Raw genomic sequence first — 26,579 nt, forward strand, 5'->3', positions numbered from 1 at the left:
CCTTACCGACCGATCGGTAAGGGGAACGGGCATGGATGCGACAGCCACGGTGGAGCGGATGTACGCGGCCGCGAACGGGCGGAACCTCGACGCGTTGCCGGAAATTTTCGCTGCGGATTTCTACAGTCATCCGCTCCGGCAGCGGGGCGTCGAGCCGATCCGCGCGGCCTGGAAAACAATCTTCGAAACTTTCCCGGAGCTCCGTGTCACGCCCCGGCGGATGATCGCCGCGGGCGACCGGGTCGCGGTCTGGTCGGTGATCGAGAACGTGCCGGGCGAGCCGGAGCTGATGGAGCTGATCCGGGTCGCCGACGACCGGATCGCTGAGCTGTGGGGACTGAGCAGCACGAACCTGCGGCCATAGAACGACCGCCGCGCCGTCCAGGGTGCGGGACCGGCCGGCCCCGCACCCACAAATCCCCTAGTGGTGGCCGCCGCGGGGCAGCACCAGGTCGGCCCAGACAAGACGGTGGTCGGAGGTCGGGAAGCCGTTGACCGCCGACCATTGCGGGTCGAAGACGCCGGTCAGGCGGAACAGCGGGTCGCTGCGCACCGGCCAGAAGACGCCCGAGCGGACGATCCTCGTGTCGAAGCGGGGCAGCACGTAGTCGGCGTGCAGGTTGCCGGGCGCGGTGTCGGCGAAGTCGGCCGTGTCGTAGCGCGGGTCGCCCTTGTGGGTCAGGTTGGCGCCGCCCTGCAGCGCGCTCGCCTCCACGGCGCCGGCGCTCGCCGGGAAGGTGCGGGCGTTGATCCGCGGGTTGTCGGTGAGCTGCCGCACCGCGTTCTGGTACGAGTCGCCGTCGTACGGGTCGGCGTTCTCGTCCCCGGCGATGACGAAAGTTCCACCGCGTTCGAGCCCGCCCGGGTGCCCCTTGTCGTCGTAGATGTATCGCGACTTCGCCGGGTTGATGTAGTCGGCCCAGAACCGGATCTCGTCGTGGTTACGCCGGCCGTTGCGGTCCTCCGGGCCGTCGAAAGTGGGCGGCGTCGGGTGCGAGACGAGGAAGTGCACGGTCTTCCCGCGCACCTTGATCGGCACGTCCCAGTGGCTCTTGGAGGACAAGCGCAGGACCGCCTGCTCCTGCGGCGAGTAGAAGTCCACCGGCATCGCGTTGCCGGGCATGTCCTTCCACTTGAACAGCTGGAACGTCCGGGCGTCACGAAGATCGATCGGGTACTTCGAGTAGACGACCATGCCGTACTGGCCGGGGAAGATCCCGAAACCGTACGAGTCGTCGCCGTAGGCCTGATCGCCCGGCGTCGTGTCGGTGACGCCGTTGTTGTTGAGGTCGAACCCGGACGGGATGCCGGTGTTCGACGGCGCGACGAACCGGTAGGGATATCGCTGCGCCGGGGCGCCGTTCTGCGAGACCGCGAGGAAGTTGTCGGCGAAGAGCCGGGCGGCCACCGGGTCGTAGTCGAACTCGTTGATGAGCACGACGTCGGGGTGGGCCCGCTGGATGACCTCGGCGACGTTGTGCGCCTGCCGCCGGTAGACGTCGTCGACGTCCGGGTTGGCGAGGTGCTCGCGCAGGAGGCCCAGCGCGGGCCGGTTGAGCGAAAGGTTGTAGGTCGCGAAGCGAACGGACTCGTCGTGCCTGCCCGTAGCGCTCGCCGGTGATGCGCCGATGATCGCCGTGCACAGCACGGCGGCGGTGAGGAGTCGCTTCATCACCTCCCCTCGATACCGGCCCGCGGCACGGGCGCGCAATGCCCGTCACCAACCGTTCAGGGGTTGTTGCGGGTGTCGGAGAACCAGACGAGCAGCGCGCCGATCAGGCCGAGCCGCGGATCACCAGGCGGGTGGGGAGCACGACCTCGCTGTCGCCCAGGTCGTCGCCGTCCAGCTTGGCCAGCAGGAGCCGGACCATTTCGCGGCCCATCTCGGCTATCGGCTGGTCGACGCTGGTCAGCGGGGGCTCCGTGTGGCGGGCGATCACCGAGTCGTCGAAGCCGATCAGGGCGACGTCCTCCGGCACGCGGCGGCCGAACTGCCGCAGCACGCGCAGGGCGCCGGCGGCCATCGTGTCGGACGCCGCAAAAACGCCGTCCACCTCGGGGTACTGCTCCAGCAGCCGGTACATGGCCGCGGCACCGCTCTCCTGGCTGAAGTCGCCGAACGCCACCGGGCCGTCGCCGACGACGTCGCGGTAGCCGTCCAGCCGCGCTATGCCGGCGGCCATGTCGAGCGGTCCGGTGATGGCGGCGATGCAGCGGCGGCCCTGGGCCTGCAGGTACGCGACGGCCTCCCGTGCGCCGGCGCGGTTGTCGGCGTCGACGTAGGTCCCCCGCTCGGCGTACATCGGCCGGCCCACCCGGACGGTCGCCACGCCGCGCTCCTCGAGCAGGTGCGGCAGCGGGTCGTCGCCGTGCAGCGACAGCAGCAGCGCGCCGTCGACGTGCTGGCGGGTCAGGTAGCCCTCGAGGCGGCGCCGCTCCTCGGGAGCCTGCGCGATCATCAGGACCATCTGGAGGTTGCGCGCCACCAGCACCGACGAGACGGCCTGCACGATGCGGCCGAAGAACGGTTCGGCGAAGAACCGCTCGCCGGACTCGAAGACCACCAGCGCCACCGAGTCGGTGCGCTGGGTGACCAGGGTGCGGGCGGCCCGGTTCGGGACGTAGCCGAGCTCGGCGATCGCGTCCTCGACCGCCTGCTTGGCGCGGGGGCTGACCTGGGCCGACCCGTTCACCACGCGGGACACCGTGCCCCGGCCGACGCCGGCACGCAGCGCGACCTCTTCCAGGGTCGGCCGGCCGGAGGCCCGGCTTCGATCCGCCGTCATCCGTGGCACCTCCTCCGCACGACGTCGCCCGTCGTGCCCGACAGCGCGACATCTGTCGCGCCTGACAGCGCGACTGGGGTCGCGCCCGACACAAAGTACCTGCCTCGCGCAGCGCACAACATGATCAGCCTGTCACCTTCGCCTCGTCCGACTCGGTAAAGCCACCGCGAGCGCCGCCGTGAACGCCCGAGGATCTCCGGCCGGTCGCCGAAGCTCCCCACGTCGAACGGCGGAAAACCGCGATCGGCATGGCGAGGAGTGTCGCCGCGAGGTCGGAGGACAGCACGCCGCGTACGGTGCGTGCGCGCCGATCCACGCGGGCACGGTAGCAAAACATTGAGATGGGAGCGCTCCCATGACACGATGATGTCATTCGATCGACACACTGTGGGGGCAACATGCGAGCCGGCCGGCGTCACGCCACCTGGATGGCGGCGCTCGGGCTGGGCGCGCTCGTCCTGCTGGGGACCGCGCAGGGCATGCGCAGCGCCGCCGATCACAAGCCCGCCACGAAAGTTGCCACCGGCGATCCGGCCGAGCGGGTGGAAAGTTTGATGGCCCGCATGTCGCTCGCCGACAAGACCGGCCAGATGGTCCAGGCCGAGCGGGCCGGCGTCACGCCGTCGCAGGTGACCGAGTACCGGCTGGGCTCGGTGCTCTCCGGCGGCGGCTCCGCGCCGGCCGACAACTCGCCGGCCGGATGGGCCGACATGTACGACGACTACCAGCGCGGCGCGCTGGCCACGCCGCTGCAGATCCCCATCCTGTACGGGATCGACGCCGTGCACGGCAACAACAACGTGTACGGGTCGACGATCTTCCCGCACAACATCGGCCTCGGCGCCACCCGGAACACGGAGCTCGCCGAGCGGATCGGCACGGCGACCGCCGAGGAGGTCACCGGCGCCGGGCTGGACTGGACCTTCGCGCCGTGCCTATGCGTGGCCCGTGACGACCGGTGGGGCCGCACCTACGAGTCGTTCGGCGAGAACCCCGAGATCGCGGTCCAGATGACCAGCGTCATCGACGGCCTCCAGCGCGGCCCCGCGGCAATCATGGCGACCGCCAAGCACTACGTCGGCGACGGCGGCACGACCGGCGGCGACGACCAGGGCGACACCGAGCTCAGCGAGGCCGACCTGCGCGCGATCCACCTGCCGCCGTTCAAGGCCGCGGTCGATCGCGGCGTCGGCGCCGTGATGATCTCGTTCAGCAGCTGGAACGGCGTGAAGATGCACGCCGGCAAGTACCTGATCACCGACGTGCTCAAGGGCGAGCTGGGCTTCACCGGCTTCACGGTCTCGGACTGGGCCGCCGTCGACCAGCTCGACGGCCGGCCCGGCTTCACCCAGGACGAGATCGTCACCGCCGTCAACGCCGGGCTCGACATGCTGATGGTGCCGGAGAACTGGGAAACATTCCTCGGCTACCTGCGCGGCGCGGTGGAAAGCAAGCAGATCCCGATGTCGCGGATCGACGACGCGGTCCGGCGCATCCTCACCAAGAAAGTTGAGCTCGGCCTGTTCGAGCGCCCGTTCGCCGACCGCGGCTACGCCGGCACGGTCGGCAACGCGGCGCATCGGGCGCTGGCCCGCCAGGCCGTCCGCGAGTCGCAGGTGCTGCTCAAGAACGACGACGACGTGCTGCCGCTGGCGAAAACCGGCGGAAAGATCTTCGTGGCCGGCAAGAACGCCGACGACATCGGCAACCAGAGCGGCGGCTGGACCCTGACCTGGCAGGGCGCATCCGGCGACACCGTGCCGGGCACCACGATCCTCCAGGGGATCCGTGACGTGGCCGGCGACAGCACGAAAGTCACCTACGACCGTTTCGGCAACGGCGTCGACAAGACGTATCGCGCGGCCGTCGCGGTGATCGGCGAGACGCCGTACGCGGAGGGCGAGGGTGACCGCCCCGACGGCCTCGCCCTCGACGACGAGGACCGCCAGGTGCTCGCGAGACTCGAGTCGGCCGGCCTCCCGGTGATCGTGGTGCTGGTCTCGGGCCGGCCGCTGGACGTCGCGTCGCAGGTGGACGACTGGGCGGCGCTCGTCGCGGCCTGGCTGCCCGGCTCCGAGGGCGCGGGCGTCGCCGACGTGCTGTTCGGCGACTACGCGCCGACCGGGCGGCTGCCGGTCACCTGGCCACGCACGGCCGATCAGCAGCCGGTCAACGGCGGCGAGGGGCTCTACGCGTACGGATATGGACTGAGCTATGCCGAACGCCCGCCCGACACCGCACCGCCCAGCGCGCCCGGCACCCCGATCGCGACCGCGAGCTCGCTGCGCTGGATGGCCTCCACCGACCCCGGCGGCAGCGGCGTCGACGGCTACGACATTTTCCGCAACGGCACGCTGATCGGCGCCCGGTCCGGGCTGTCGTCCCCGATCGGCGCGCTGACACCCGGCGTGCGCTACGAGTTCACCGTCGTGGCGCGCGACAAGGCCGGCAACCGCTCGGCCCCCTCGACCCCGCTGGTGATCACCGTCCCGATCGCCGGCGGTTGCAAGGCACGTCACGGACCGTGTGTCGCGACGTGACAACTCCCCGTCCCCCCACCGTAGGAGCACCCCATGTTCCGACGTGTCGCGTTAGCGACCGCCGCAGCCGGCGCCCTGATCGCCGGCGTCATCACGGCCCTGCCCGCCTCCGCCGCCGCCGGCGGAACGGGCACCGGATATCTGCACACCAGCGGAAACAAAATCCTCGACAGCGCCGGGGCCACGGTGCGGCTCACCGGCATCAACTGGTTCGGCATGGAGACCGACAACAAGACGTTCCACGGTCTCTGGGCCAGCAATCCGTGGCGCAGCCAGCTCGACACGATGGCGTCGCTGGGCTACAACACGTTGCGGATTCCCTTCTCGGACGACGCGCTCAAGACCGGAGCCGTCGCCACGGGCATCAACGACTATGTGAACCCGGATCTGGTCGGGCTCTCGCCGCTGCAAATTCTCGACAAGGTCATCGAGTACTCCGGCGGCAAGGGCATGCGTGTCATTCTCGATCGGCACAGGCCGACTTCTGCCCAGCAGACCGCGCTCTGGTACACCTCTGCCGTTCCCGAGAGCACGTGGATCGCGGATTGGCAGTCGCTCGCCCGGCGATACGCGGGGAACACGACCGTGATCGGGGCGGATCTGCACAACGAGCCGCACGCCGAGGGCACCAATCCGGCCGCAACCGGGGCCTGCTGGGGGTGCGGCGACACCGCGCGGGACTGGCGGCTCGCGGCCGAGCGGGCCGGCAACGCGATCCTCTCGGTGCAGCCGAACTGGCTGATTTTCGTGGAGGGGGTGTCGTGCCCGTCCGGTGGCCTGTCGAATGTCTGGGACGGCGACACCAGCAATGACGAGGATTGCGGTTGGTGGGGTGGAAACCTCTCCAAGGCGGGGCAATATCCCGTACGCCTCAATGTGGCCAACCGCGTCGTCTACTCGCCGCACGAGTACGCCACGTCGGTCTACCACCAGACCTGGTTCGACGACCCGACGTATCCGGCGAACATGCCGGCCATCTGGGACAAGTACTGGGGCTATCTGTACAAGCAGAACATCGCGCCGATCATGATGGGTGAGTTCGGGACGACTCTCGCCAGCGATATCGACCGGGTGTGGCTGCAGAACCTGATGGCGTACACGGGGACCGGCGTCAATGGGATGTCGTTCACGTACTGGTCGTGGAACCCGAACTCGGGCGACACCGGCGGCATCGCCAACGACGACTGGACGACCATCAACCAGGCCAAGCAGTCGATTCTTCAGCCCTATCTGATTGCGCCGGTCGGCGGTGGCGGCAGCTCGACGTCCTCGCCCACGCCGTCGGCGTCGTCGTCCACGCCGGCCACCGGTGGCTGCACGGCCACGTACAAGCAGGACAACGCGTGGCAGGGCGGCTTCCAGGGCTCGCTGACCGTCAAGAACACCGGCGGCGGGGCGGTCAACCCGTGGTCGGTCACGTGGAGTTGGCCCTCGGGCGTGACTCTCGCAAGCGGCTGGAACGCGACGGTCACCCAGAGCGGAACGACCGTGACCGCGGCGGCGCCGACGTACGCGGGCTCGCTCGCGGCCGGCGCCTCGGTGACGGTCGGGTTCACCGCCAACGGGGCGGCCAGCGCGCCGGCCACGGTGAAGCTGAACGGCGCCGCCTGCGCCTGACGGCGGCGGCGGAGTAGACCGAGCGGTGCGGGCCTCCGGGCGGCCCGCACCGCTCACCCCTTCCCAGGGCTTTCTTTCAGGACAGCAGGTCGGGTTCGCTCGGCTCCGGCGTGACATCGTCGGACGGGTCCGGGCTGGTCGTCGGGCTCGGGTCCACCGGGCTCGGATCTGCCGGGCTCGGATCTGCCGGGCTCGGATCTGCCGGGCTCGGATCTGCCGGGCTCGGGCTCGTCGTCGGGCTTGGGCTCGTCGAAGGACCCGGCTTGACCTGGGTCTTCTTGCCGCGAGCCTCGATTTTCGCGGCCGTGTAGGTCGTGCCCTGGCGAATGCCGGTCACAGTGATGCCGAAGCCGGCCGCGATGTCGGCCAGCGTCTTGCGGCCGCCGTTGACGACGATCCGGGCCGAGGCCGGGACCGTCATCGTGACCTGGCCGCGGCGGACATCCTTCGTCCCGCCCTTCACGTTGACCGTCACGGTGCCGCTGCCGACCGCGGTGACCGTGCCGCTCGCGGTGAACGTGGTCTTCTTGGCCGGTTTGGCGGGCTTGGCGGGCTTGGTCGGTTTGGCGGGCTTGGCCGGCTTCTGACTGACGGCGGCCGGCTTGCCCGCCGCCACCGCGACGGTCGAGGCGGTCGGCACGACAACAGCGGTGGCCAGCGCCGCGGCCACAGCGATGCGGCGAAAACGCACGTGAGACTCCTTGTTCCGAGGGGAGTCTCCGATGGTTGCCCCGCCACGGTGCGGACCGGTTGCGAACTCGGTTGCCGCTGAGTTGCGTCGCGACCGGAAACTCCGAGGCGATGCCGGCGCCGAGGCTCCTATAGTGGGCCGATGGCGCACAGAAGGCCGACGCTGGCCGATGTCGCCGCCGCGGCGGGAGTGTCCAAGGCGGCGGTCTCCCGGGTCATCAACGATGCGCCCGGGGTGTCGCCGCAGACCCGCGAGCACGTGCGCGGCGTCATCGCGCGGCTGGGTTTCCGGCCCGACTCGGTGGCGCGGGCGCTCGCCTCGGGGCACGGCGACCTGGTTGAGCTCGTGGTGGTCGACGATCCCTCCGTGTTCGGCAACAGCCCCTACTACGGCCGGGTCACCGCCGGGATCCTGCAGGAGCTGGCCGGCGGCACCGCCCAGCTGCGCGTGCACGTGGTCGAGCAGTCCGAGGCGGCCGCGCTGCTCGCCAAGGTGGCCGAGTCGGCGAGCCTGGGTGTGCTGCTCAGCAACGTGTCGCCGCAGCTCGCAGCCGATTTCTACGCCCGGTGCGACCGGGTGGTGACGCTCGGGCCGTCGGCGCCCGGCGTCCCGTTCGTCGACGCGGAGAACGCGGACGGCGCCTACGCCGCGATCCAGCACCTGCACGCGACCGGCCGCCGGCGCATCGCGGCGCTGCACGGCCAGGAGAGCAACCCGTGCGCCGAGGCCCGGCGCGAGGGGCACCGGCGCGCGATGCGGGATCTGGGGCTGCCGGACATCTCCGCGATCGGAAAGTTTCGCCGGGAGTCGGGCTACGAGCTGACGCACCGCCTGCTGGCCGAGGAGCCCGGGCTGGACGCGATCTTCGTCGGCTGTGACCTGATGGCGACCGGCGCGATGCAGGCCCTCGCCGACGCGGGGCGGCAAGTGCCGCACGACGTGGCGGTGGTGGGTTTCGACGACAGTGTGATCGCCGAGTGCGCCACGCCGCCGCTGTCGTCGGTGCATCAGCCGGTCGAGCAGATGGCCGCGGCGGCCACCCGGGCGCTGGTGCACCGGCAGCTCGCGCCGCACTGGCGCTGCGTCTTCCCCGCCGTGCTGCGGGTCCGGCAGAGCTCCGCAGACGTCAAGGTGAGCGTCTAGGCGACGTGGCGGGCCAGGCGGACCGTCACGGTCGCGCCGCGGCCGGTGTCGCTGTCGATGGACAGCACGCCGTCGTGGGCGTCGACTATCGCCTTCACGATGCTCAGGCCCAGGCCGGCGCCCTGCACCTCGGCCTTCTCGGCCACGGCTGCCCGCCGGAACGGCGCCAGCACCCGCCGCTGGTCCTCGGGGCTGATGCCGATGCCGGTGTCACGGATCTCCAGCCGGGCGTCGCCGCCGCACGCCGAGGCCGTGACGGTGATTTCCCCGCGCGGGGTGAACTTGATGGCGTTGAGCACCAGCCGCTCGAGCGCCTGGGCCAGACGCTGCTCGTCGGCGTGCACCAGCACCGGCTCGGCCGCGCGCACGGCCAGACGCAGATGGCGGCCGGCGGCCAGCACCTGGTTGCGAGTGACCGCGGCGCGGGCCAGCTCGGCCAGGTCGATCACGGTCTTGTGCAGCCGCAGGGCGCTCTGGCCGGCCTGCGCGGCCAGCAGCATGTCGTCGACCAGCGCCATCAGGCGGTCGGAGTTGCGGCGGATGCGGGCCAGGAACTCCTTCCCGGCGTCGGGCGCCACCGCGGAGTCGCCGAGCACCTCGAGGTAGCCGTTGATCGAGGTGAGCGGGGTGCGCAGCTCGTGGGTGACCCGGGAGAGGAACTCGTCCTTGATCCGGTCGGCGTCGCGCAGGCGCTCGTTGGCGATGTCGAGGCCGCGGGCGTACTGGCGCAGCTCCAGCTGGGCGATCACGTGCCGGGCGAGCGTGCGCAGGCCGGAGAGCTTGGCGGGGACGAGCCGGCGCGGCTCGTAGTCGATCACACAGAGGCTGCCGAGGGGCTGCCCCTCGGGGCTGATCAGCGGGGCGCCGGCGTAGAAGCGCACGTACGGTTCGCCGACGACCAGCGGGTTGTCACGGAAGCGGGGGTCGAGGCGGGTGTCGGGCACCTCCATGACGTCGGCGCCGAGCATGGCGTGCGCGCAGAAGGAATGCCTGCGGGCCACGTCGCAGCTGTCGAAACCGACCCGGGCCTTGAAGAACTGGCGGTCGGCGCCGATGAGGCTGACCGCAGCGGCCGGGGTGTGGCAGAGCTGGGCGGCCAGCATGGCGATGTCGTCGAAGTCGGCCTCGGGCCCGGTGTCCAGCACGTCGTAGCTGCGCAGGGCGGCGAGCCGCTTCTCCTCCGCCACCATGTCCGACATGTCAGAAAACTACCCCTGAGGCAAACCCTACACGTACGGGATCGCGCGCCTACTGTCCTCGCCGGTGCTCGAAGATCAGGTGGGTCTCGGTGCCGGCGACCAGGTGGGTGCCGCTGAGCCGCTCGGTGATGATCGAGCGCAGGTCTTCCACGTCGGCGGTGGCCACGTGCAGCAGGAAGTCGTAGGAGCCGGAGACGAAGTAGACGTCGCGGACCGCGGGAATTCCCGCAAGCGACTCGGCGAACTTGCCGATCGCGTCGCGCGCGTCGGAGCGGATCCGCACGGCGATCATGGCCTGGATCGGGCGCCCTATCCAGGCCGGGTCGACGTCGGCGTGGAAGCCGCGGATCGCACCGACCTCGCGCAGCCGGCGGATGCGGGTCAGGCAGGTCGAGGGCGCGATGCCGACCCGCTCGGCGAGCGCGTTGTTGGGCATCCGGCCGTCGGTCTCGAGCAGCGCGAGCAGCTCGAGGTCGATGTGATCAAGACCTCGAAGATCCTTCGGCGAATCGGGCATCATGAGCGAGCGTTCCACATCTTCTTCGGATCGCTGATCGTACACAGAATCATCTGCGGCCCCATTGCGCGAAACCTGCACATCGTTTCACTCTAACTCACGACAGCGACGTCGCGAAAAGGGAGCGCAGCATGATCGTCGGGGTGCCGACCGAGGTCAAGAACCACGAGTACCGGGTGGCCATCACCCCCGCCGGCGTGGCCGAGTTCGTCCGCCGCGGGCACCAGGTGCTCATCCAGGCAGGCGCCGGCAACGGCTCGGCGATCACCGACGACGACTACGCCACCGCGGGCGCCCGCATCGTGCCCGACGCCGACACCGTCTGGCAGCGGGCCGACCTGCTGCTCAAGGTCAAGGAGCCGATTGCCGTCGAGTACCACCGGCTGCGCGCCGGGCAGGTCCTCTTCACCTACCTGCACCTGGCGGCCGACGCCGCCGGCACGAAGGCGCTGCTCGATTCCGGGACAATCGCCATCGCGTACGAGACGGTGCAGCTGCCCGACGGATCGCTGCCTCTGCTCGCCCCGATGAGCGAGGTCGCCGGCCGCCTCGCCCCGCAGGTCGGCGCGTACTCACTGATGCGCAACTCCGGCGGCCGCGGCGTGCTCCCCGGCGGTGTTCCGGGCGTGAGCCCGGCGAAAGTCACCGTCATCGGCGGCGGCGTCTCCGGCGTGAACGCCGCGACGATCGCGCTGGGCATGGGCGCCGACGTGACCGTGCTCGACCTCAACATCGGCCGGCTGCGGCAGATCGACGCCCAGTTCGGCGGCCGGGTCAAGACGCTGGTCTCCAGCTCCTACGCGATCGAGCAGTCGGTGATCGAGGCCGACATGGTGATCGGCGCGGTGCTGGTGCCGGGCGCGAAGGCCCCGACGCTGGTCTCCAACGACCTGGTCAAACGGATGAAGTCCGGCTCGGTGCTGGTCGACATCGCCATCGACCAGGGCGGCTGCTTCGAGGACTCGCACGCCACCACGCACGAGGACCCCGTCTACCGGGTGCACGACTCGGTGTTCTACTGCGTGGCGAACATGCCCGGCGCGGTGCCGAACACCTCGACGTACGCGCTGACCAACGCCACCCTCCCGTACGCGCTGCGCCTGGCCGACCTCGGCTGGGAGGTCGCGTTGAAACAGGACCCGGCGCTCGCCGGCGGCCTGAATATCCACGCCGGCCAGTTGACGAACGCGTCGGTCGGTGAAGCGCTGGGCCTCCCTTCGGTCGAGGTCTCGTCAGTCCTCGCCTGACCCAGCATCGAAAGGCCGCCGCCCCGGGACCCAGACCCCGGGGCGGCGGTCTTTTCACGAAAGATGCCGGGAGATCTGCGAAAGGTCCGCGGCGCTCAGCCGGTCGTTGCTGGTCTTGGCCTGGTGCCAGAACGGGTACCGCAGCGGCTCGCCACTCACATCGTCGAGCGCCGTGATCTCGTCGGCCGTCAGCTCGAGGTCGGCCGCGGCGAGGTTGTCGCGCAGTTGCTCGGGCGTGCGCGCCCCGACGATCACCGACGTGATCCCCGGCTTCTGTGCGATGTAGGCCAATGACACCCGCGCCGCCGACACCCCGTGCGACTCGCCGATCTTCACGGCGACCTCGATCGTGTCGTACAGCTTGTCCTCGTCGTGCACCGGCGGCTCGTCCCACTCGGTCAGATGCCGGCTGCCGGCCGGGGCCTGCACGCCGCGGCGGTACTTGCCCGACAGCAGGCCGCCGGCGATCGGGCTCCACACCAGGATGCCGACGCCCTGGTCGAGGCAGGCCGGCACGATCTCGGTCTCGATGTCGCGCGCCTGCAGCGAGTAGTACAGCTGGTTGCTGGCGAAACGCTCGAGGCGCCGCGCGTCGGAGATTCCGAGCGCCTTCATCATCTGCCAGGCCGCGTAGTTCGAGCAGCCCACGTAGCGGACCTTGCCGCTGCGCACCAGGTCGTCCAGCGCCGTCAGGGTCTCTTCGAGCGGGGTCTGCCCGTCCCACTCGTGCAGCTGGAAGAGGTCGATGTGGTCGGTGCCCAGCCGGCGCAGGCTGGCCTCGGCGCCGCGAACGACGTGATGGCGGGAAAGGCCGGCGTCGTTCTGGCCGTCGCCCATCGGCATGCGCACCTTGGTGGCGATCAGCCAGTCGTCGCGGCTGCCGCCCAGCGCCTGCCCGATGATCTCCTCGGACAGGCCGGCCGAGTAGACGTCGGCGGTGTCGATGAGGTTGACGCCCGCCTCCTTGGCGATCGCGATCTCCTCCTTGGCCCCGTCCACGCCGATCGTGCCCACGGGATTCGCCCAGCCGGTGCCGCCGAAGCCCATGGTGCCCAGGGTGAACGAGGAAACCCTCAGGCCGGTGCGGCCGAGCTGCCGGTACTGCATTGGTCATCGCCCTCTCTGCGGTTCGAAAGTGCCTCGCCCAGCCTTCCCCGGTCCGGTGCCGGTTGTCCACCGAATGCGGTTCTGCCCACGCCGGGGTATACCGAGGAGGTCTGTCGTGTCGGCAAGGAGGCCGAAATGGCGTACCCGTGGATGGTGGCCGCGTTACTGGCAGCGACGGCCGGTCTCGCTCCCGTTTCTGGCGGCGCTCCGCAGTCCGGCGCTGCTCCCGGTGCTCCCGGCGCCGACGAGCAGTACCTTCCCGCGGACAAGGCCGGGCTGGTCACGTCGCGCACGACAACCAGCAAGGTATGGGCGACGGTGCAGCGTGAGGGCGGGCTCGGCGAGATCTTCCATCCGACGATCGGCGGGCCCAGCGCGCGGGCGCTGCGTTTCGTGGTGGCCGACCGGCACGGCCACGCGACTGTCGCCCGGGCCTCGCAAACTTTCGCGGACGACCGGAGCCTCAGTTTCCGGCAGACTTTCGCCGGCCCCGGCTGGCGTCTCGCCGCCTCCTATGTGACCGACCCGTCGCGGGACACCGTGCTGGTCGACCTTTCGCTTTCCGGCCACGGCCACGACCTGTTCGCCGTATACGACCCGGCGCTCGGCAACTCACGCGGAGGCGATGCGGGATCAACTTCCGGCAACGCGCTGATCGCGTCCGACGGCGGCGTCTCCAGCGCCCTGGTCGCTTCTCCGCCGATCCGTGCGGCGTCGAGCGGTTTCGCCGGCGTCAGCGACGGCCTCACCGACCTGCTCGCCGACGGCCGCATGGACTGGCGCTACTCGTCGGCCACCGCCGGCAGCCTCGTGCAGACCGCGGCCCTCGCGCCACGGTCGACGCTCGCGCTCGGTTTCGGCCCGGCCGCCGAGAATGCGAAGACCACCGCGACTTTCTCTCTGCGGCGTGGCTTCGGCCGCGTTCTCCACGATTTCTCGTACGGGTGGGAGCACTACCTCGCCGGGTTGCGGCAGCCCCCGTCGTCCGCGTCCGCGAGCCTGTATCGCACATCCGCGATGGTGCTCGCCGCCAGTGAGGACAAGACGCACCCCGGCGCGTACGTCGCGGCCCCCGCGTCGCCCTGGGCGTTCGGCCGCGACGACCCGTCCGGCCCGTACCACCTGGTGTGGTCGCGCGACCTCTACCAGATCGCCACGGCCCTGATCGCGGCCGGCGACCGGGCGGGCGCCACCCGCGCCCTCGACTTCCTCCTCGGCGTCCAGCAGAAACCGGACGGCTCGTTCCCGCAGAACTCGCAGGTGGACGGCACACCCGTCTGGGGTGGCCTCCAACTCGACGAGGTGGCCCTGCCGATCGTGCTCGCCTACCAGCTCGGCCGCACGGACGCCGCCACCTGGGAGCACGTGCGCCGCGCCGCCGACTTCCTGGTCGGCTTCACCCAGGACGGTTTCGCCGCGCCGTGGAGCCCGCAGGAGCGCTGGGAGAACCAGTCCGGCTACTCCCCCGCGACGATCGCCGCCGAGATCGCCGGCCTGGTCTGCGCCGCTTCCCTGGCCGAGGCCAACGGCGCGGACGGCTCGCGGTACCTGGCCGTCGCCGACGAATGGCGGGCGAAAGTCAAGCAATGGACGGTGACCAGCTCCGGCCCGTACGCGTCGAAGCCGTATTTCCTCAGACTCACGAAAGACGGCAACCCGAACGCGGGCACCACCTACAACATCGGCGACAGCGGGCCGGCGAACGTCGACCAGCGGCGCGTCGTCGACCCGAGTTTCCTGGAGCTGGTGCGTCTCGGCGTGCTGCCCGCGAACGACCCCGACGTGCGCACCACGCTGTCGGTGATCGACGCTCAGCTGGGCGTGTCCACCCCGAACGGCTTCTTCTGGCATCGCGCGTCTTTCGACGGCTACGGCGAGAAGGCGGACGGCAGCGCCTGGGACTACGGCCTGCCCGACGGCTCGCTGATCACCCGCGGCCGCGCCTGGCCGCTGCTCAACGGCGAGCGCGGCGAGTACCTGCTGGCGCTGGGCTCCCGCTCCGGCGCCCACGCCCAGCTGGCCACGATCGCCCGCGCCGCCGGCCCCGGCCGCATGCTGCCCGAGCAGGTGTGGGACCAGTACCCGCCGGCCTTCGCGCCGGGGACGCCGACGTTCTCGGCGACGCCACTGGCGTGGACGCATGCGCAGTACATCCGGTTGGCCTGGAACGTTCAGCAGGGCCGCGTCACCGAGCAGCCGGCCGTGGTGGCGGCCCGCTACCTTCGCTGACCCTGATCTCAACCCCGCCGGGCCCGGAGGAGGACGCGGTGCGCGCGGAAGCGAATCGCGGGCCGCCCAGATCCGGCGAACGGCGTAGGCGAGCGGGCGTCAGCGAGCGGCGTCAGCGAGCGGCGTCAGCGAGCGGGCCGGCTGATTCCGAGGCGGCGCGCGGTCTCGTCGGCCGGCGCCGGCGCGCCGGCGCGCGGAACGCGGACGGCGAGCATCGCGATGTCGTCCGAGCAGTTGCGGGCCAGGTCCGCGGCCACGTGGTTGAGCAGGTCGCGCGGTCTCGTGGCGTCGTGGCGGCGCAGCCGGCGGTGCAGCCGGGCGAAACCCTCGTCGATGCTGTGCTCGCGGGTCTCGACCAGGCCGTCGGTGTGCAGCAGCAGGGTCGAGCCGGACGGCAGCGCCGCCGTGTAGGTGTGGCGCGGGGTGTTGCGGCGGGCGCCCAGCAGGGTGTCGTTGCCGGTCAGCGGTCTGACCTCGCCGGTCGGGGTGATCAGGACCGGTGGCGGGTGGCCGGCGTTGGACCAGCGCAGGCGGTGGCCGCCCTGCGGGGCGCGGTCGATGAACGCCACCACGGCCGTGGCCATCGTCGGCTCGCCCAGGGCGTGGTTGGCGGCGTCCAGGCGGCGCAGCAGGGTGGACGGCGGCTCCCGGCGGTCCACCAGATACGCGCGGAGCATGTTGCGCAGCTGGCCCATGCGGGCGGCCGCCGCGGGGTCGTGGCCGACGACATCGCCGATGACCAGGGCCAGGCGGTCCTGGGGGCCGGGGATGACGTCGTACCAGTCGCCGCCCACCCGCTGGGCGTCGGCGGCCCGGTAGTACGCCGCCAGGTCGTAGTCGTCCACCTGGGGCAATTGCGAGATCATGGCCTGCTGCAGGGCCTCGGTGATCGCCGTGCGGGCGTCGTGCTTCACGGCGCGGTCGAGGGCCTGTCCGACGTAGAGAGCCAGGGTGGCGACGACGGCGCGGTCGAAGACGTAGAACGTGCGGGGCTCGTCCCAGGCCAGCAGCAGGGCGCCGGCAGCCGCACCGGACTCGCCGGGCAAGGGGGCGCAGACGGCCGCCTGCCAGCCGAGGTGGGCCAGGTCCTCGGCCAGGACCGGGTGCTCGACGGTCAGGTCGATGGCGCTCTCGTAGAACTGGGAACGGCGGTCGCGGATGGCGGCGCCGGTCAGGATCTCGGACACGGCGGAGACGGCGCCGCTGGGCGGCCCGGCGGGCACGACGGCGGCGTGCGTCGCGCCCATCGTGTCGCGCAGCAGGGCCGGGACCGTCACCAGGACGTCGGCGGTGGTGGACGTTGCCGACAGCGCCTCGCTCGCGTGCAACAGCAACCGGCTGCGACGTAGTGCCGCCTCGCTCTTCTCGATCATCATCGGCAGCTTCCCCCTTGCATGATGCATATGAGCGTGACAATTCCGGGGCGGCGGAGCATCCGCCGTTTTACTGTCCGTGTGACCGGGTCATTGCACGATCTGTGACAGCGGGAGTCACGCGACCGATGCCTGACGCAGGCGGACGAGGCGATACCGATGATCTCGGGGTCGCCGGTGAGCCCGGACGCGGTGCGGTGCAGCTCGAGCGTCCAGGCCGGCTCGCCCGCGCGGCAGGCGGCGACGATCGCCTTGGCGTAGCGGCGGCCGTCCGTAAGAGCGCTCCCAACTCGGCCGGTTCCCGGCCACGGCCTACCAGTACCGGCGAAACCATGTCGACTCCCCTCACCGCGACAGGTCTGCCGAACCACCATGAACAGGGTCCGACGGCGGTTACGCACGCTATTTGACCAGGGGAAGCGAGCCGTGCACCACGAAGAAGGCACGAAGAACGAGCCGCGTGACAGAGTGAATGCTCACAGACCTGGGGGAATGTGCGAGACATGGCGGAGGACGTCGCGTTCGGAGCGCTGTTGCGCCGGCTGCGCACGGCGGCCGACCTGACGCTCGAGCACCTCGCCGAGGCGTCCGGCGTCACCGACCGGGCGATCAGCGACATGGAGCGCGGGGTCAGCCGCGGGCCGCGGGTGCGCACGGTCGAGGCGATCGCGGACGGGCTCGGCCTGACCGGGGACGACCGGACGGCGCTGTTCGCGGCGGCCCGGGCCGGGCGCGAGAGCGCGGCGCCGCCGGGGCCGGGCGGGCTGCCGCTCCCCCGCCGGGTGCTCGACTTCACCGGCCGCGACGCGGAGCTCGGCCGGATCGCCCGCTGGGTCGCGGGAGCCTCCGACGAGAAGCCCGCCCCGGCCGTTGTGATCAGCGGGCCGCCGGGCGTGGGCAAGACATCGTTCGCCGTGCAGGCGGCGCAGGCGTGGCCGGTCGAGGAACAGGTCTTTGTCGACCTGCGCGGACTGGACGCGCGGCCGCTCACCCCGTCGGCGGTGCTCGGCAAGCTCATCCGGGCGGTCAGCCCCGAGCGGCGGGCCGTGCCGCGCGACGTGAGCGAGGCGTCGGCGCTGTGGCACACGCTGGTGCGCGGGCGGCGGCTCGTGGTGGTGCTGGACAACGCGATCGGCGAGAGCCAGGTGCGGCCGGCTCTGCCGCCGCACGGACCCGCGTCGGTCCTGGTGACGAGCCGGCGTGCGCTCAGCGGCCTCGAGGGCGTACGCCGGTTGCGCCTCGACGCGTTGCCGGAAGCGGACGCCGTACGGCTGCTGTCGGTCATTCTCGACGATGCCGGCGCCGCGCCGGAAAGCTTGCGTCGCCTCGCCGGGATCTGCGTCAACATCCCGCTGGCCCTGCGCATCGCCGGCAACCGGCTGCTCAGCCGCCCCGGCTGGACCCTCGACGACCTGATCACCCGGCTCGCGGCCGAGGAGCAGCGGCTGTCGGCGCTCGCGGCCGGGGACCTGCAGGTCGAGGCCGCGTTCCGGCTCTCCTACCAGCAACTGTCCGACGTGGCGCGGCGGCTCTTCCGGCGCCTCGCGCTGGTGCCGGGACCCTCGACCGGTGTGACGCTGGCCGGCGTGCTCGCCGACGAGCCGGTGCCGGTCACCGAGCAGGCCCTCGACGAGCTCGTCGAGCTCTGCCTGCTGCAGCAACGGCCCGACGGGCGGCTCGAGTTCCACGACCTGCTGCGCCTCTACGCCGGCGCCGAGCTCGACCGCGAGGAGACCGCCGCCCAGCGGGCCGAGGTCGTCCGCCGCCGCGACGACTGGCTGCTCGACACGGTCGTCACGGCCGGGCGGTTCTTCGAGCCCGGATACGGCACGCCCGCGCCCGGCGCCGTCCCCGCGAACGCGCCGGCCACCGAGTCCGAGGCCGGCGCCTGGCTGCGGCACGAGGCCGACAACTGGCTGCCCGCCCTGCAGCGAGCCGCCCGCGACGGCGACGACCGGCGGGTGGTCGACGTGGCCGAGTCGCTGCACTGGTTCTCCGACAGCTGGGGCATCTGGCCGCACTGGCTGGACGTGTTCACCCTCTCCAGCCGCGCCGCCGAGCGCCTCGGCGACGCGCTGCTCGCCACCCACCTCGGCTATCTCGCCTGGGTCCACATCATCTGCATGGAGCAGCCGGAGGTGGCCGTCCGCCACGCCCGCCGCGCGCTCGCCGCCGCCCGCCGGGCCGGCGACCGGCGGCAGGAGGGATGGGCCAACTACTACGCCGGGTGGGCGCTGAGCCGGCAGGACCGCTGGCCGGAGGTCCTCGAGTACGCGCGGCCCGCGGTCGCCTGCTTCCGGGAGACCGTCGACAAGGAGGGGCTGCCGAACGGGCTGATGCTCGCCGCGATCGCCGCCAAGGGAATGGGACCGGCCGACGACTCGATCCCGCTGTTCGAGGAGGCGATCGTGGCGGTCACCGACCCGGCCACCGCGCCGCCGCCGCACATCGCCCTGTTCGCCGAGTCGGTGGCCCGCTCGTTCCTGGCCGGCATCGAGTTCGACGCGCAGCGCTGGCCGACGGCGCTGCGCCGGCTCGACGAGTCGATCGGGGTGGCCGAGCGGCTCGGGCAGCCCAACGAGCCGCTGCTGACCGCGGTGTCGCACCGCGCCCTGGTCCACGCCCGGCTCGGCGACCTCGAGCCGGCCCGGGCCGACCTCACGTGGGTCTACAAGATGTACGACGAGATGGGCATCCGGGCGCCACGCACCCAGGCGCTGCGCGACCGGATCGCCGAGGTGCGGCGCCTGGTCGACGAGGGGTAGTCACCCGTCATCGTCAGGGATACCGGAATCCGTGCTCCGATGGGTGTCGGCAGTCAAACTACCAATGCAGGCGCCCCCTGTCCGGTGGAGGCTCGTACCGGTCGGGCACTCCACCGGCGGCGGCGAGGTCGTCCGCTTCGCGGCCCGGCACGGCGCCGGCCGCGTCGCCAAGATCGCCACGGCGGGCGCGGTGCCGCCGGTCATGGTGCAGTCCACCGCCAACCCGGAAGGGCTGCCGATCGCCGTCTTCGACGACATCCGCGCCGGCGTCCTCGCCGACCGGTCGGCGTTCTACCTGGACCTGTCGGCCGCGTTCTTCGGCACCAACCGGCCCGGCTCGACCATCTCGCAGGCGCAGCGGGACCAGTTCTGGCGGCTCGGCATGCAGGTCGGGCTCAAGGCCGCGTACGACTGCATCAAGGCGTTCTCGGAGACCGACTTCACCGAGGACCTCAAGGCGCTCGACGTGCCGGTGCTGATCGCGCACGGCGACGACGACCAGATCGTGCCGATCGCGGACGCCGCCCAGAAGGCGATCAAGCTGGTGAAGGACGGCACGCTGAAGGTGTACCCGGGCGCGCCGCACGGCATCGCGACCGCCGGCCCGCCCAGGTCCTAGATTCGGCCGCGGCGGCCGCGCTTGGCGCCGGTCAGGGCCGGGACCTGGCTGGTCAGGCGGTCGGGCCAGGTGAAGACGACCTTGCCGATCGCCTGGTACTCGACGGCGAGCTCGGCGAGGACGTCGACGGTGGCGGCGATCTGCTGGTCGGTCCAGGGGAACGGCTCGGTGTTGAAGATGCCCCAGCTGCGGTGGGCGCGCTCGAGAGTGGACTTCTCGTCGTGCTCGACGGCGTCGTGCACGACACCGGCGAGGACCTCGGCGATGCCCAGGGACTGCTTGTTGGCCGCGAGCAGGCGCTTGCTGCGCTCGGCGGCGTCGTGGCGCGGGTGGCCGGCGACCACGCGCATGTTGTCGAAGACGCCGCCGCCGGCGATCGAGCCGAACACGCCGCCGGTCATGCCGAGCTCGCGTTCGGTCACGGCGTGGGCGAGGTCGTGGGGCACCCGGTACTTGCGGTCGTAGCCGGGCAGTTCGAGCACCACCCCGTCGCCGCGCCGGATGGTCGCCAGGGTGGATCCGCTCAAAGCCCGGGCGAAGGTGATGAGCATCATCCGATGGTGCACGCCTCGCAGGGCTCTGGCCAGCGGTTATTCGTTTGTTTCCAGGATCTGCTCGAGACGGGCGATCTCGGCGGCGACGGCCGCGGCGCCGCGGGCATGGTCCGCGTCGGACATTCCGGGCGTACGGCGGTCCGGCGCCTGCTACGGGCGGCGGGTCAGTTTCCACCAGAAGCTCGGTGGTGTCGTTGCCGCGTCTGTGGACAGCTCCACCCGTACACCCGCGGCTTGGACATTGCCCACCACCTGGCCGGACGTGACCTCGGCGCCGGGGTCTGCCCTGGTGGTGGCGACCTTGACGGGAAGGCCGGGCCAGCCGATCACCTTGAGCGGCGCGGTGGGACTGATCGTGGCGGTGGAGCCCCAGGCGGTCGTGACGGCGCCGGCGGGCTTGTCCTCCAGCAGGGTGTACTGCTTGACGGTGGTCTTGACCGCGGTGAGGAGCTTGCGGACCACCCTGTTGACCTGGGCGAGCTGCTCGGGGGTGTGGGCGCCGGGCTGGTTGAAGACGGCGCCGACCAGGGTGAGGGTCTTGCCGCCGACCTCGAGGTGAGCGGCGAAGAGCAGGTTGCCGCCGGCCTCGCCGGTGGAGCCGGTCTTGATGCCGAAGACGCCCTGCTCGCCCAGGAGGTCGTTGTAGTTCTTGATGGCGCCCGCCACCGGGATCTCGGCGCTCTCCAGGGCGACGATCTCGGCGAACACGGGGTCTTTCAGGGCGGCGCGGCCGAGGATGACCTGGTCGGCCGCGGTGCTGGTGGTGGTGGGCAGGAAGCCGCTCGGGTCGGTGTAGCGGGTGTTCTTCATGCCCAGCTCGGCGGCGGCGTCGTTCATCTTCGTGAGGAACGCGTCCTGGCTGCCGGCGTCCCAGACGCCGAGCATGTGGGCGACGTTGTTGGCCGAGGGGAGCATGAGGGCCTCCAGCGCCTCGCGCTCGGTGATCTTCTCGCCGGCCTGGACCGGGACCAGGGACTGTCCCGACGGGATGCGGGACTGGTAGTCGGCCACATCCGCCTGGGTGACGGTGATGGTGGGGCCTTCCTCGTCGCCGGTCAGCGGGTGGCTCTTGAGGATCAGGTAGGCGGTCATGACCTTGGCGACGCTGCCGATCGCCTCGGGGTCGTCGTCGCCCGAGCCGCCCAACCGGCCCAGGCCCTCGATCATCAGCTCGGCCGAGCCGGACTTGGGCCACGGGAGGGCCGGGAGCTTGCCGGGGATCTTGAGGGTGGTGGCGACCGTGGTGGTGAGGTTGGCGGCCGGGAGGGCGCGGTTGAGCTGGACCGCTACGCCGGAGCCGGCCAGGGCGATGAGGAGGACCGCGGGCAGGAGTACGGCGAGCAGAAGGCGTTTGCGGGATTTCGGCCTGGCCGGCGGGGGCTGGTCGAAAGCTTGCGCGGGGATGGGCTGGGGGGTGGGGCGGGGCGGGGCCGGCTGGGGCATGGCCGGAACTGCCTGCATCGGCTGCGCCGGCATCGGGACGGAGGCCTTGCCCGCGGCCGGGGACGTCGGGGTGGCCTTGCCCGCGGCCGGGGACATCGGGGAGGCCTTGCCCGCGGCCGGGGAAGTCGGGGTGGCCTTGCCCGCGGCCGGGGGCGTCGCCTGGGCCGGGACGGATGCCTTGCCTGCGGCCTTGGGGGCGGGCGTCGATGTCGCGGGGGCGGGCTGGCCGCCGTACACGGTGCCGCCTCTCGGAGCCGGCGGCGCGCCCGCCGGGGTGACCCGCGCCGAGCCGACCGCCGGGCCCTTTTCCGGCATTTCCGAATTGTCAGGCACAACATCCTCGCCCGGCATCCCCGTGAGCCCTCCTCCGCCCGCCCGGAATCCCCGGACGTCCGACCAGTATTCCCGGCCGACGCCAACTCGTGTCACCTCCCTGGTTGCGCACTGAACCCGGTTCCGCTACCTGTGGTACACGCCGGCAACGCCAGCAGCGGGGAGATATCGGATGACCGCCGTGACACAGCCCCAGACCCGCGCCGCGACGACCGCTCGCAGCGCGCACATAGCCCTCTGGATCTTCCTGATCGCCAACCTGGCGATCGTCGAGTTGATGTTCGCCACGGCCGGCCCGCCGGCGCACAACACGCTCACCTCGATCGGCCGTTTTCTCGGCCTGCACCTCGCTTTCGTCATGGCCCTGCAACTGCTGCTGATCGCCCGGCTGCCGTTCCTCGACCGCCGCATCGGCATGGACAAGCTCACGACCTGGCACCGCTGGACCGGTTTCACGCTGTTCTGGCTGGTGCTGCTGCACCCGACTTTCGTGCTGCTCGGCTACTCGTCGCTCGACAAGATTTCGTTCCTCGCCGAGATACCGAACCTGGCCGGCCAGATGCCCGTGCTCCTCGGGATGATCGCCGCCTGCCTGCTGGTCGTGGTCGCCGCCGTCTCGCTGCGCGCGGTGCGCCGCCGGGTTTCGTACGAGACGTGGCACACGCTGCACCTGCTGGTCTACCTGATCGTGACGCTCGGAATCATCCACCAGGTCTACGAGGGGTCCGCCTTCAAGACCAACATTTTCACCCAGGTGTACTGGTGGGGGCTGTGGGCTTTCGCAATCGGCGCCCTGTTCACCGGCCGGTTCCTGACCCCGCTGGTGCGAAACGGGCGCCATCAGCTCAAGGTCGCCGCGGTCGTCCCCGAGGCCGACGACGTGGTGTCGGTGTACATGACCGGCCACAATCTGGGCCGTCTCGAGGCGCGGGCCGGGCAGTTCTTTCTGTGGCGGTTTCTCGGCCACAACCCGTGGTGGCAGGTCAACCCGTTCTCCCTGTCCGCGGCCCCCGACGGCCGTTCGCTGCGCCTGACCGCGAAAGGCATCGGCGGCACCAGCGCGGGCCTGCGCGCACTGCCGATCGGCACCCGCGTCTTCGCGGAGGGACCGTACGGCGCGTTCACGTCCGGTCAGCGCGTCACCGACAAGACGCTGCTGATCGCCGGCGGCATCGGCGTGACGCCGATCCGCGCCCTCCTCGAGGACGACCGCCTGCCCGGCGACATCGTGGTGCTGTACCGCGTGCACGGCCAGACCGAGGCGGTCCTGCTGGGCGAGATGCAAAACCTTTCTTCCGTACGGGGGGCAAAGCTGCACCTGCTCAAGGGCCGCACGGGGGCCGGAACCCCGCCGAACCAGCCGTTCAGCCCCGAGGGCCTGATCGCCCTGGTCCCGGACATCGTCGAGCGGGACGTGTTCGTGTGCGGTCCGGCCGCGATGACGGATGCGGTGCTGCGGTCGTTGCGGGCCTTGAAGGTGCCGGCCCGGCAGCAGCACGCGGAAACTTTCCGCCTGGCCAGTTGACAGCCCTGGGTGCGCGTCGCCGTCGGTGCGGTGCGTGAGGTCGACCTGCGGCGGGCGGGCGCTGCGCGGTCGCGGACCCACCGCCTGCCCGCTCCCGGCCCACCGCGCGTCGCCGCTCGGCCGCGCGCTCGTCCGCTCCTGGCCCAAGCGCGCCTGTCGCGCCTGTCGCGCCTGTCGCGCCCCGCTGGCCGCAGATCTTGATGATCTGCGGTTCGGAGCGTGCGCAAGTCTTCACCCTGCGAAGCCGTGGCCGTCGTCGCCGGGAATTATGCCGGATAGATACGGATATCTAGTGATAGGGGACATGGGAGTTCGGGGTGATTGGGGACGGTGAGCGCCGTGGGCTGGGGGTTTGCCTTGAGCCGGTAGGGTGCGCCGGGTGATCACGCTGAATCGGCGACGGGTCGTGCTCGCGGCCGTGTGCGCGGGGCTGGTGGCGCTTCCGGCCGTGGGCGGCTGGAGCGCCGGGCAGGCTCTGCGTACCGCCGCCGCACCGTCGGCCCGGCCTTCCGCGTCGGTCGACGCCGTCGGCGGACCGATGGGTGCGCCAATTCTCGATCTCACCGCGCCGGCCACGCCGGGCGACTCCGCCTCGGCCACGCCATCCGCCGGGTCAGCCTCGGGCGCGCCATCCGCCGGGTCAGCCTCGGGCGCGCCATCCGCCGGGTCAGCCTCGGGCGCGCCATCCGCCGGGTCAGCCTCGGGCGCGCCGGGCAACGGCGGCACACCAGGAACGCCGAGCTCCGGCGGCACACCGGGAGCGCCCGGCTACGACGGCGCTCCGGGAGGACGGGGTGACGGTGGGACGCCCGGACGGCAGGGTGACGGCGGGACGCTCGGAGCGCCGGGCTACGGCGGGACGCCGGGTGGGCCTGCCCTCGACCTGAGCCTGGGCGCGCCCGTCGGGTGGCAGCTCAGCGACATCCCTGCCTTTCCGCCCCGGCCCGCGCCGGAACCGATCGTGCTGCCGGAAGGGGACGAGGTTCCGTACCTGTCCCGGGTGCCGGTGACGCAGCCGGTCGCCTTCCTCACCATCGACGACGGGTATCTCAAGAACCCCGAGGCTCTGAAACTTTTCGCGGCGGCCGGGATTCCGGTGACCCTGTTTCTCACCACGGAAGCCATTCACGACAACGTGGCTTTCTTCGACCGCCTCCGCAACTACGGGGCGGTGATCGAGGCGCACACGATCTCGCATCCGGAGCTGGCCGGGAAGTCGTACGGCTTCCAGCGGCGGCAGATCTGCGAAGGGACCGACCAGCTCGAGCAGTGGTACGGGCGCAGGCCGGTGCTGTTCCGGCCGCCGTTCGGCGACAAGGACTCGACCACGCTGCGGATCGCCAAGGAATGCGGGATCAAGGCGGCCTTCATGTGGAAGGAGACCGTCGACAAGGGAAAGGTGCGCTACCAGGAGGGCAAGGGCGTCCAGCGCGGCGACATCATCCTCATGCATTTCCGCCCGGCGTTCGTGAAGGATTTCCTGGCCGCGTTGCACGCGATCCACAACGCGGGGCTCACCCCGGCGCTGCTGGAGGACTACGTGCCGCTGGACGACGGGACGCCGCCGCATTCGGGGCGGACGCCCGGCGTACAGAATCAGGTGTGAGCGAAACCGCTCATCGCCCGCGCGACGTCTTCGTCGGTGAGCTGGCTGAAGTCCTGGTACCACTGGCCTACGGCCCGGAACGACGGCGGGGCGCTCAGGCAGATGACGGTGCCGGCCTCGGCCGCGAGACTTTCCGCCGCCAGCGGGGCGCAGACCGGAACGGCCAGGATGGTGCGGCGCGGGGACTGGTCGTGCAGCCAGCGCAGCGCGGCCCGCGCGGTCACGCCGGTGGCGAGGCCGTCGTCGACCAGGACGACCGTGCGACCGGTGACCTGCGGGGCGGGGCGGCCCTCGCGGTAGCGGTGGACACGGCGAGCCAGCTCCGCGCGTTCCCCGTCGACCGTGCCGGCCAGATCGTCGGCGGTGATGCCCAGGTGATCAAGGGTGCCCTCGTCGAAGACGGGAGGGCCGTCCTCGGCGATCGCGCCCACGCCGAACTCGGGGCGGCCGGGTGCGCCGATCTTGCGGGCCAGGACGATGTCGAAGTCGCCGCCGATGCGGGCCGCCACCTGGACGGCCACCGGCACTCCTCCGCGCGGCAAGGCGAGCACGAGGGTGCGGGAATGGTCGTGCTCGAGGTGACGAGCCACCTCGACGGCGAGCATGCGGCCGGCCTCGTCGCGGTCGGCGAAGATCAGCGGAGATGTGTCGCGAACCATGTCCCGGCCTCCTCGGCCACGATCTCCAGGGCGCCGGGCTCCTCGAACAGGTGCGTGGCGCCGGGGACGATCCGCAGCTCGGCGCTGACGGTCATCGCGTTGCGGGCCTGCTCGTTGAGCTCGACCACCGGAACGTCCCGCTCCCCCACGATCAGCAGCGTAGGCGCGTCGACCTGGATCAGCGCCGGGCCGGCCAGGTCGGGACGGCCACCGCGGGAAACGACCGCGGCGACGCGCTCGGGGTGGGCGGCGGCGGCGACCAGGGCCGCGGCGGCGCCGGTGCTGGCGCCGAAAAGGCCGACCGGCAGGCTGCTGGTCTCCGGGTTGTCGCCGAGCCAGCCCACCAGGCCGCTCAGGCGGTCGGCGAGCAGGCCGATGTCGAAGCGCAGGTCCCGGGTGCGGGCGTCCCCGACCTCCTCGGCGTGGGTGAGCAGGTCGACGAGCAGGGTGCCGAGGGACCGGCGGTTGAGCTCGGCGGCGACCAGGCGGTTGCGCGGGCTGTGCCGGGAACTGCCGGTGCCGTGCGCGAAGACGACGATGCCGTTTGCGCCGGCCGGCAGGACGAGGTCGCCCTCGAGCTCGGTTCCCGCGGTGGGGAAGCGGGTGGTGGTCGCCGTGGTCATGAC

The 26,579-nt window shown here is 71.4% G+C and carries 21 protein-coding genes; 10 read left to right on the forward strand and 11 right to left on the reverse strand.

All coding sequences use genetic code 11. The features are described from left to right. Positions 1-31 precede the first annotated feature (31 nt). On the forward strand, positions 32-364 hold the full coding sequence (locus ACIA5D_RS33975) for an ester cyclase (RefSeq protein WP_396034485.1): 333 nt from the start codon (positions 32-34) through the stop codon (positions 362-364). A gap of 57 nt (positions 365-421) precedes the next feature. Here the strand turns inward: ACIA5D_RS33975 and ACIA5D_RS33980 are convergent, their stop codons facing one another. Together ACIA5D_RS33980 and ACIA5D_RS33985 are read right to left on the reverse strand one after the other, a co-directional pair. After that, on the reverse strand, positions 422-1,672 hold the full coding sequence (locus tag ACIA5D_RS33980; protein WP_396034486.1) for an endonuclease/exonuclease/phosphatase family protein: 1,251 nt from the start codon (positions 1,670-1,672) through the stop codon (positions 422-424). 103 nt (positions 1,673-1,775) lie between these two features. Next, positions 1,776-2,786: a LacI family DNA-binding transcriptional regulator gene (locus ACIA5D_RS33985; RefSeq protein WP_396034487.1), complete on the reverse strand. Its 1,011-nt coding sequence runs from the start codon at positions 2,784-2,786 to the stop codon at positions 1,776-1,778. Between the two features lie 398 nt (positions 2,787-3,184). On the opposite strand from ACIA5D_RS33985, the gene ACIA5D_RS33990 reads away from it, so the two are divergent. Both ACIA5D_RS33990 and ACIA5D_RS33995 read left to right on the forward strand, forming a co-directional pair. Continuing rightward, positions 3,185-5,326, forward strand: a complete 2,142-nt coding sequence (locus ACIA5D_RS33990; RefSeq protein WP_396034488.1) for a glycoside hydrolase family 3 N-terminal domain-containing protein — start codon at positions 3,185-3,187, stop codon at positions 5,324-5,326. A 33-nt stretch (positions 5,327-5,359) separates the two neighbouring features. After that, positions 5,360-6,943, forward strand: coding sequence for a cellulase family glycosylhydrolase (locus tag ACIA5D_RS33995; RefSeq protein ID WP_396034489.1), 1,584 nt, complete (start codon positions 5,360-5,362; stop codon positions 6,941-6,943). 76 nt (positions 6,944-7,019) lie between these two features. On the opposite strand, the gene ACIA5D_RS34000 is transcribed toward ACIA5D_RS33995, so the two are convergent. After that, entirely contained in the window at positions 7,020-7,634 is a 615-nt protein-coding gene (locus tag ACIA5D_RS34000; RefSeq protein ID WP_396034490.1) for a hypothetical protein, read from the reverse strand. 141 nt (positions 7,635-7,775) lie between these two features. On the opposite strand from ACIA5D_RS34000, the gene ACIA5D_RS34005 reads away from it, so the two are divergent. Continuing rightward, positions 7,776-8,777: a LacI family DNA-binding transcriptional regulator gene (locus ACIA5D_RS34005; RefSeq protein WP_396034491.1), complete on the forward strand. Its 1,002-nt coding sequence runs from the start codon at positions 7,776-7,778 to the stop codon at positions 8,775-8,777. Here the strand turns inward: ACIA5D_RS34005 and ACIA5D_RS34010 are convergent. After that, complete coding sequence (locus tag ACIA5D_RS34010) at positions 8,774-9,976, reverse strand: ATP-binding protein (protein ID WP_396034493.1); 1,203 nt, start codon at positions 9,974-9,976, stop codon at positions 8,774-8,776. The genes ACIA5D_RS34005 and ACIA5D_RS34010 overlap by 4 nt on opposite strands. Before the next feature lie 49 nt (positions 9,977-10,025). Further along, the gene (locus ACIA5D_RS34015) at positions 10,026-10,511 is read right to left on the reverse strand and encodes an Lrp/AsnC family transcriptional regulator (RefSeq protein WP_396034494.1); all 486 of its coding nucleotides are present in this window, start codon (positions 10,509-10,511) and stop codon (positions 10,026-10,028) included. 113 nt (positions 10,512-10,624) lie between these two features. On the opposite strand from ACIA5D_RS34015, the gene ald reads away from it, so the two are divergent. Continuing rightward, positions 10,625-11,740, forward strand: a complete 1,116-nt coding sequence (ald, locus tag ACIA5D_RS34020) for an alanine dehydrogenase (protein ID WP_396034495.1) — start codon at positions 10,625-10,627, stop codon at positions 11,738-11,740. A 54-nt stretch (positions 11,741-11,794) separates the two neighbouring features. Here the strand turns inward: ald and ACIA5D_RS34025 are convergent, their stop codons facing one another. Continuing rightward, positions 11,795-12,847 carry an aldo/keto reductase gene (locus ACIA5D_RS34025; RefSeq protein ID WP_396034496.1) on the reverse strand — a complete coding sequence of 351 codons (1,053 nt, stop codon included), beginning with the start codon at positions 12,845-12,847 and terminating at the stop codon, positions 11,795-11,797. A gap of 135 nt (positions 12,848-12,982) precedes the next feature. Here ACIA5D_RS34025 and ACIA5D_RS34030 point away from each other — a divergent pair, with 135 nt between their 5' ends. After that, positions 12,983-15,076 (forward strand): glycoside hydrolase family 15 protein, encoded by a 2,094-nt coding sequence (locus ACIA5D_RS34030; RefSeq protein ID WP_396034497.1) that lies wholly within the window; start codon positions 12,983-12,985, stop codon positions 15,074-15,076. Positions 15,077-15,201: 125 nt separating this feature from the next. Here the strand turns inward: ACIA5D_RS34030 and ACIA5D_RS34035 are convergent, their stop codons facing one another. Beyond that, positions 15,202-16,452, reverse strand: coding sequence for a PP2C family protein-serine/threonine phosphatase (locus ACIA5D_RS34035; protein WP_396034498.1), 1,251 nt, complete (start codon positions 16,450-16,452; stop codon positions 15,202-15,204). A 500-nt stretch (positions 16,453-16,952) separates the two neighbouring features. On the opposite strand from ACIA5D_RS34035, the gene ACIA5D_RS34040 reads away from it, so the two are divergent. Together ACIA5D_RS34040 and ACIA5D_RS34045 are read left to right on the forward strand one after the other, a co-directional pair. After that, positions 16,953-19,214 carry a helix-turn-helix domain-containing protein gene (locus ACIA5D_RS34040; RefSeq protein ID WP_396034499.1) on the forward strand — a complete coding sequence of 754 codons (2,262 nt, stop codon included), beginning with the start codon at positions 16,953-16,955 and terminating at the stop codon, positions 19,212-19,214. 64 nt (positions 19,215-19,278) lie between these two features. Continuing rightward, entirely contained in the window at positions 19,279-19,833 is a 555-nt protein-coding gene (locus tag ACIA5D_RS34045; protein ID WP_396034500.1) for an alpha/beta hydrolase, read from the forward strand. On the opposite strand, the gene ACIA5D_RS34050 is transcribed toward ACIA5D_RS34045, so the two are convergent. Together ACIA5D_RS34050 and ACIA5D_RS34055 are read right to left on the reverse strand one after the other, a co-directional pair. Further along, a complete protein-coding gene (locus ACIA5D_RS34050; RefSeq protein WP_396034501.1) occupies positions 19,830-20,384 on the reverse strand; it encodes a hypothetical protein in 555 nt (184 codons plus the stop codon). The genes ACIA5D_RS34045 and ACIA5D_RS34050 overlap by 4 nt on opposite strands. A 153-nt stretch (positions 20,385-20,537) precedes the next feature. After that, a complete protein-coding gene (locus ACIA5D_RS34055; RefSeq protein ID WP_396034502.1) occupies positions 20,538-22,145 on the reverse strand; it encodes a D-alanyl-D-alanine carboxypeptidase in 1,608 nt (535 codons plus the stop codon). 190 nt (positions 22,146-22,335) lie between these two features. On the opposite strand from ACIA5D_RS34055, the gene ACIA5D_RS34060 reads away from it, so the two are divergent. Together ACIA5D_RS34060 and ACIA5D_RS34065 are read left to right on the forward strand one after the other, a co-directional pair. After that, positions 22,336-23,688: a ferric reductase-like transmembrane domain-containing protein gene (locus ACIA5D_RS34060; RefSeq protein ID WP_396034503.1), complete on the forward strand. Its 1,353-nt coding sequence runs from the start codon at positions 22,336-22,338 to the stop codon at positions 23,686-23,688. 379 nt (positions 23,689-24,067) lie between these two features. Further along, positions 24,068-25,294 (forward strand): polysaccharide deacetylase family protein, encoded by a 1,227-nt coding sequence (locus ACIA5D_RS34065; RefSeq protein WP_396034504.1) that lies wholly within the window; start codon positions 24,068-24,070, stop codon positions 25,292-25,294. Here ACIA5D_RS34065 and ACIA5D_RS34070 read toward each other — a convergent pair. Beyond that, complete coding sequence (locus ACIA5D_RS34070) at positions 25,285-25,953, reverse strand: phosphoribosyltransferase (RefSeq protein ID WP_396034505.1); 669 nt, start codon at positions 25,951-25,953, stop codon at positions 25,285-25,287. The genes ACIA5D_RS34065 and ACIA5D_RS34070 overlap by 10 nt on opposite strands. Beyond that, a complete protein-coding gene (locus tag ACIA5D_RS34075) occupies positions 25,929-26,576 on the reverse strand; it encodes a dienelactone hydrolase family protein (RefSeq protein ID WP_396034506.1) in 648 nt (215 codons plus the stop codon). Before ACIA5D_RS34075 ends, ACIA5D_RS34070 begins: the two co-directional genes overlap by 25 nt. Between the last annotated feature and the right edge of the window lie 3 nt (positions 26,577-26,579).

Source organism: Actinoplanes sp. NPDC051513 (assembly GCF_044454685.1).
Lineage (GTDB): Bacteria > Actinomycetota > Actinomycetes > Mycobacteriales > Micromonosporaceae > Actinoplanes.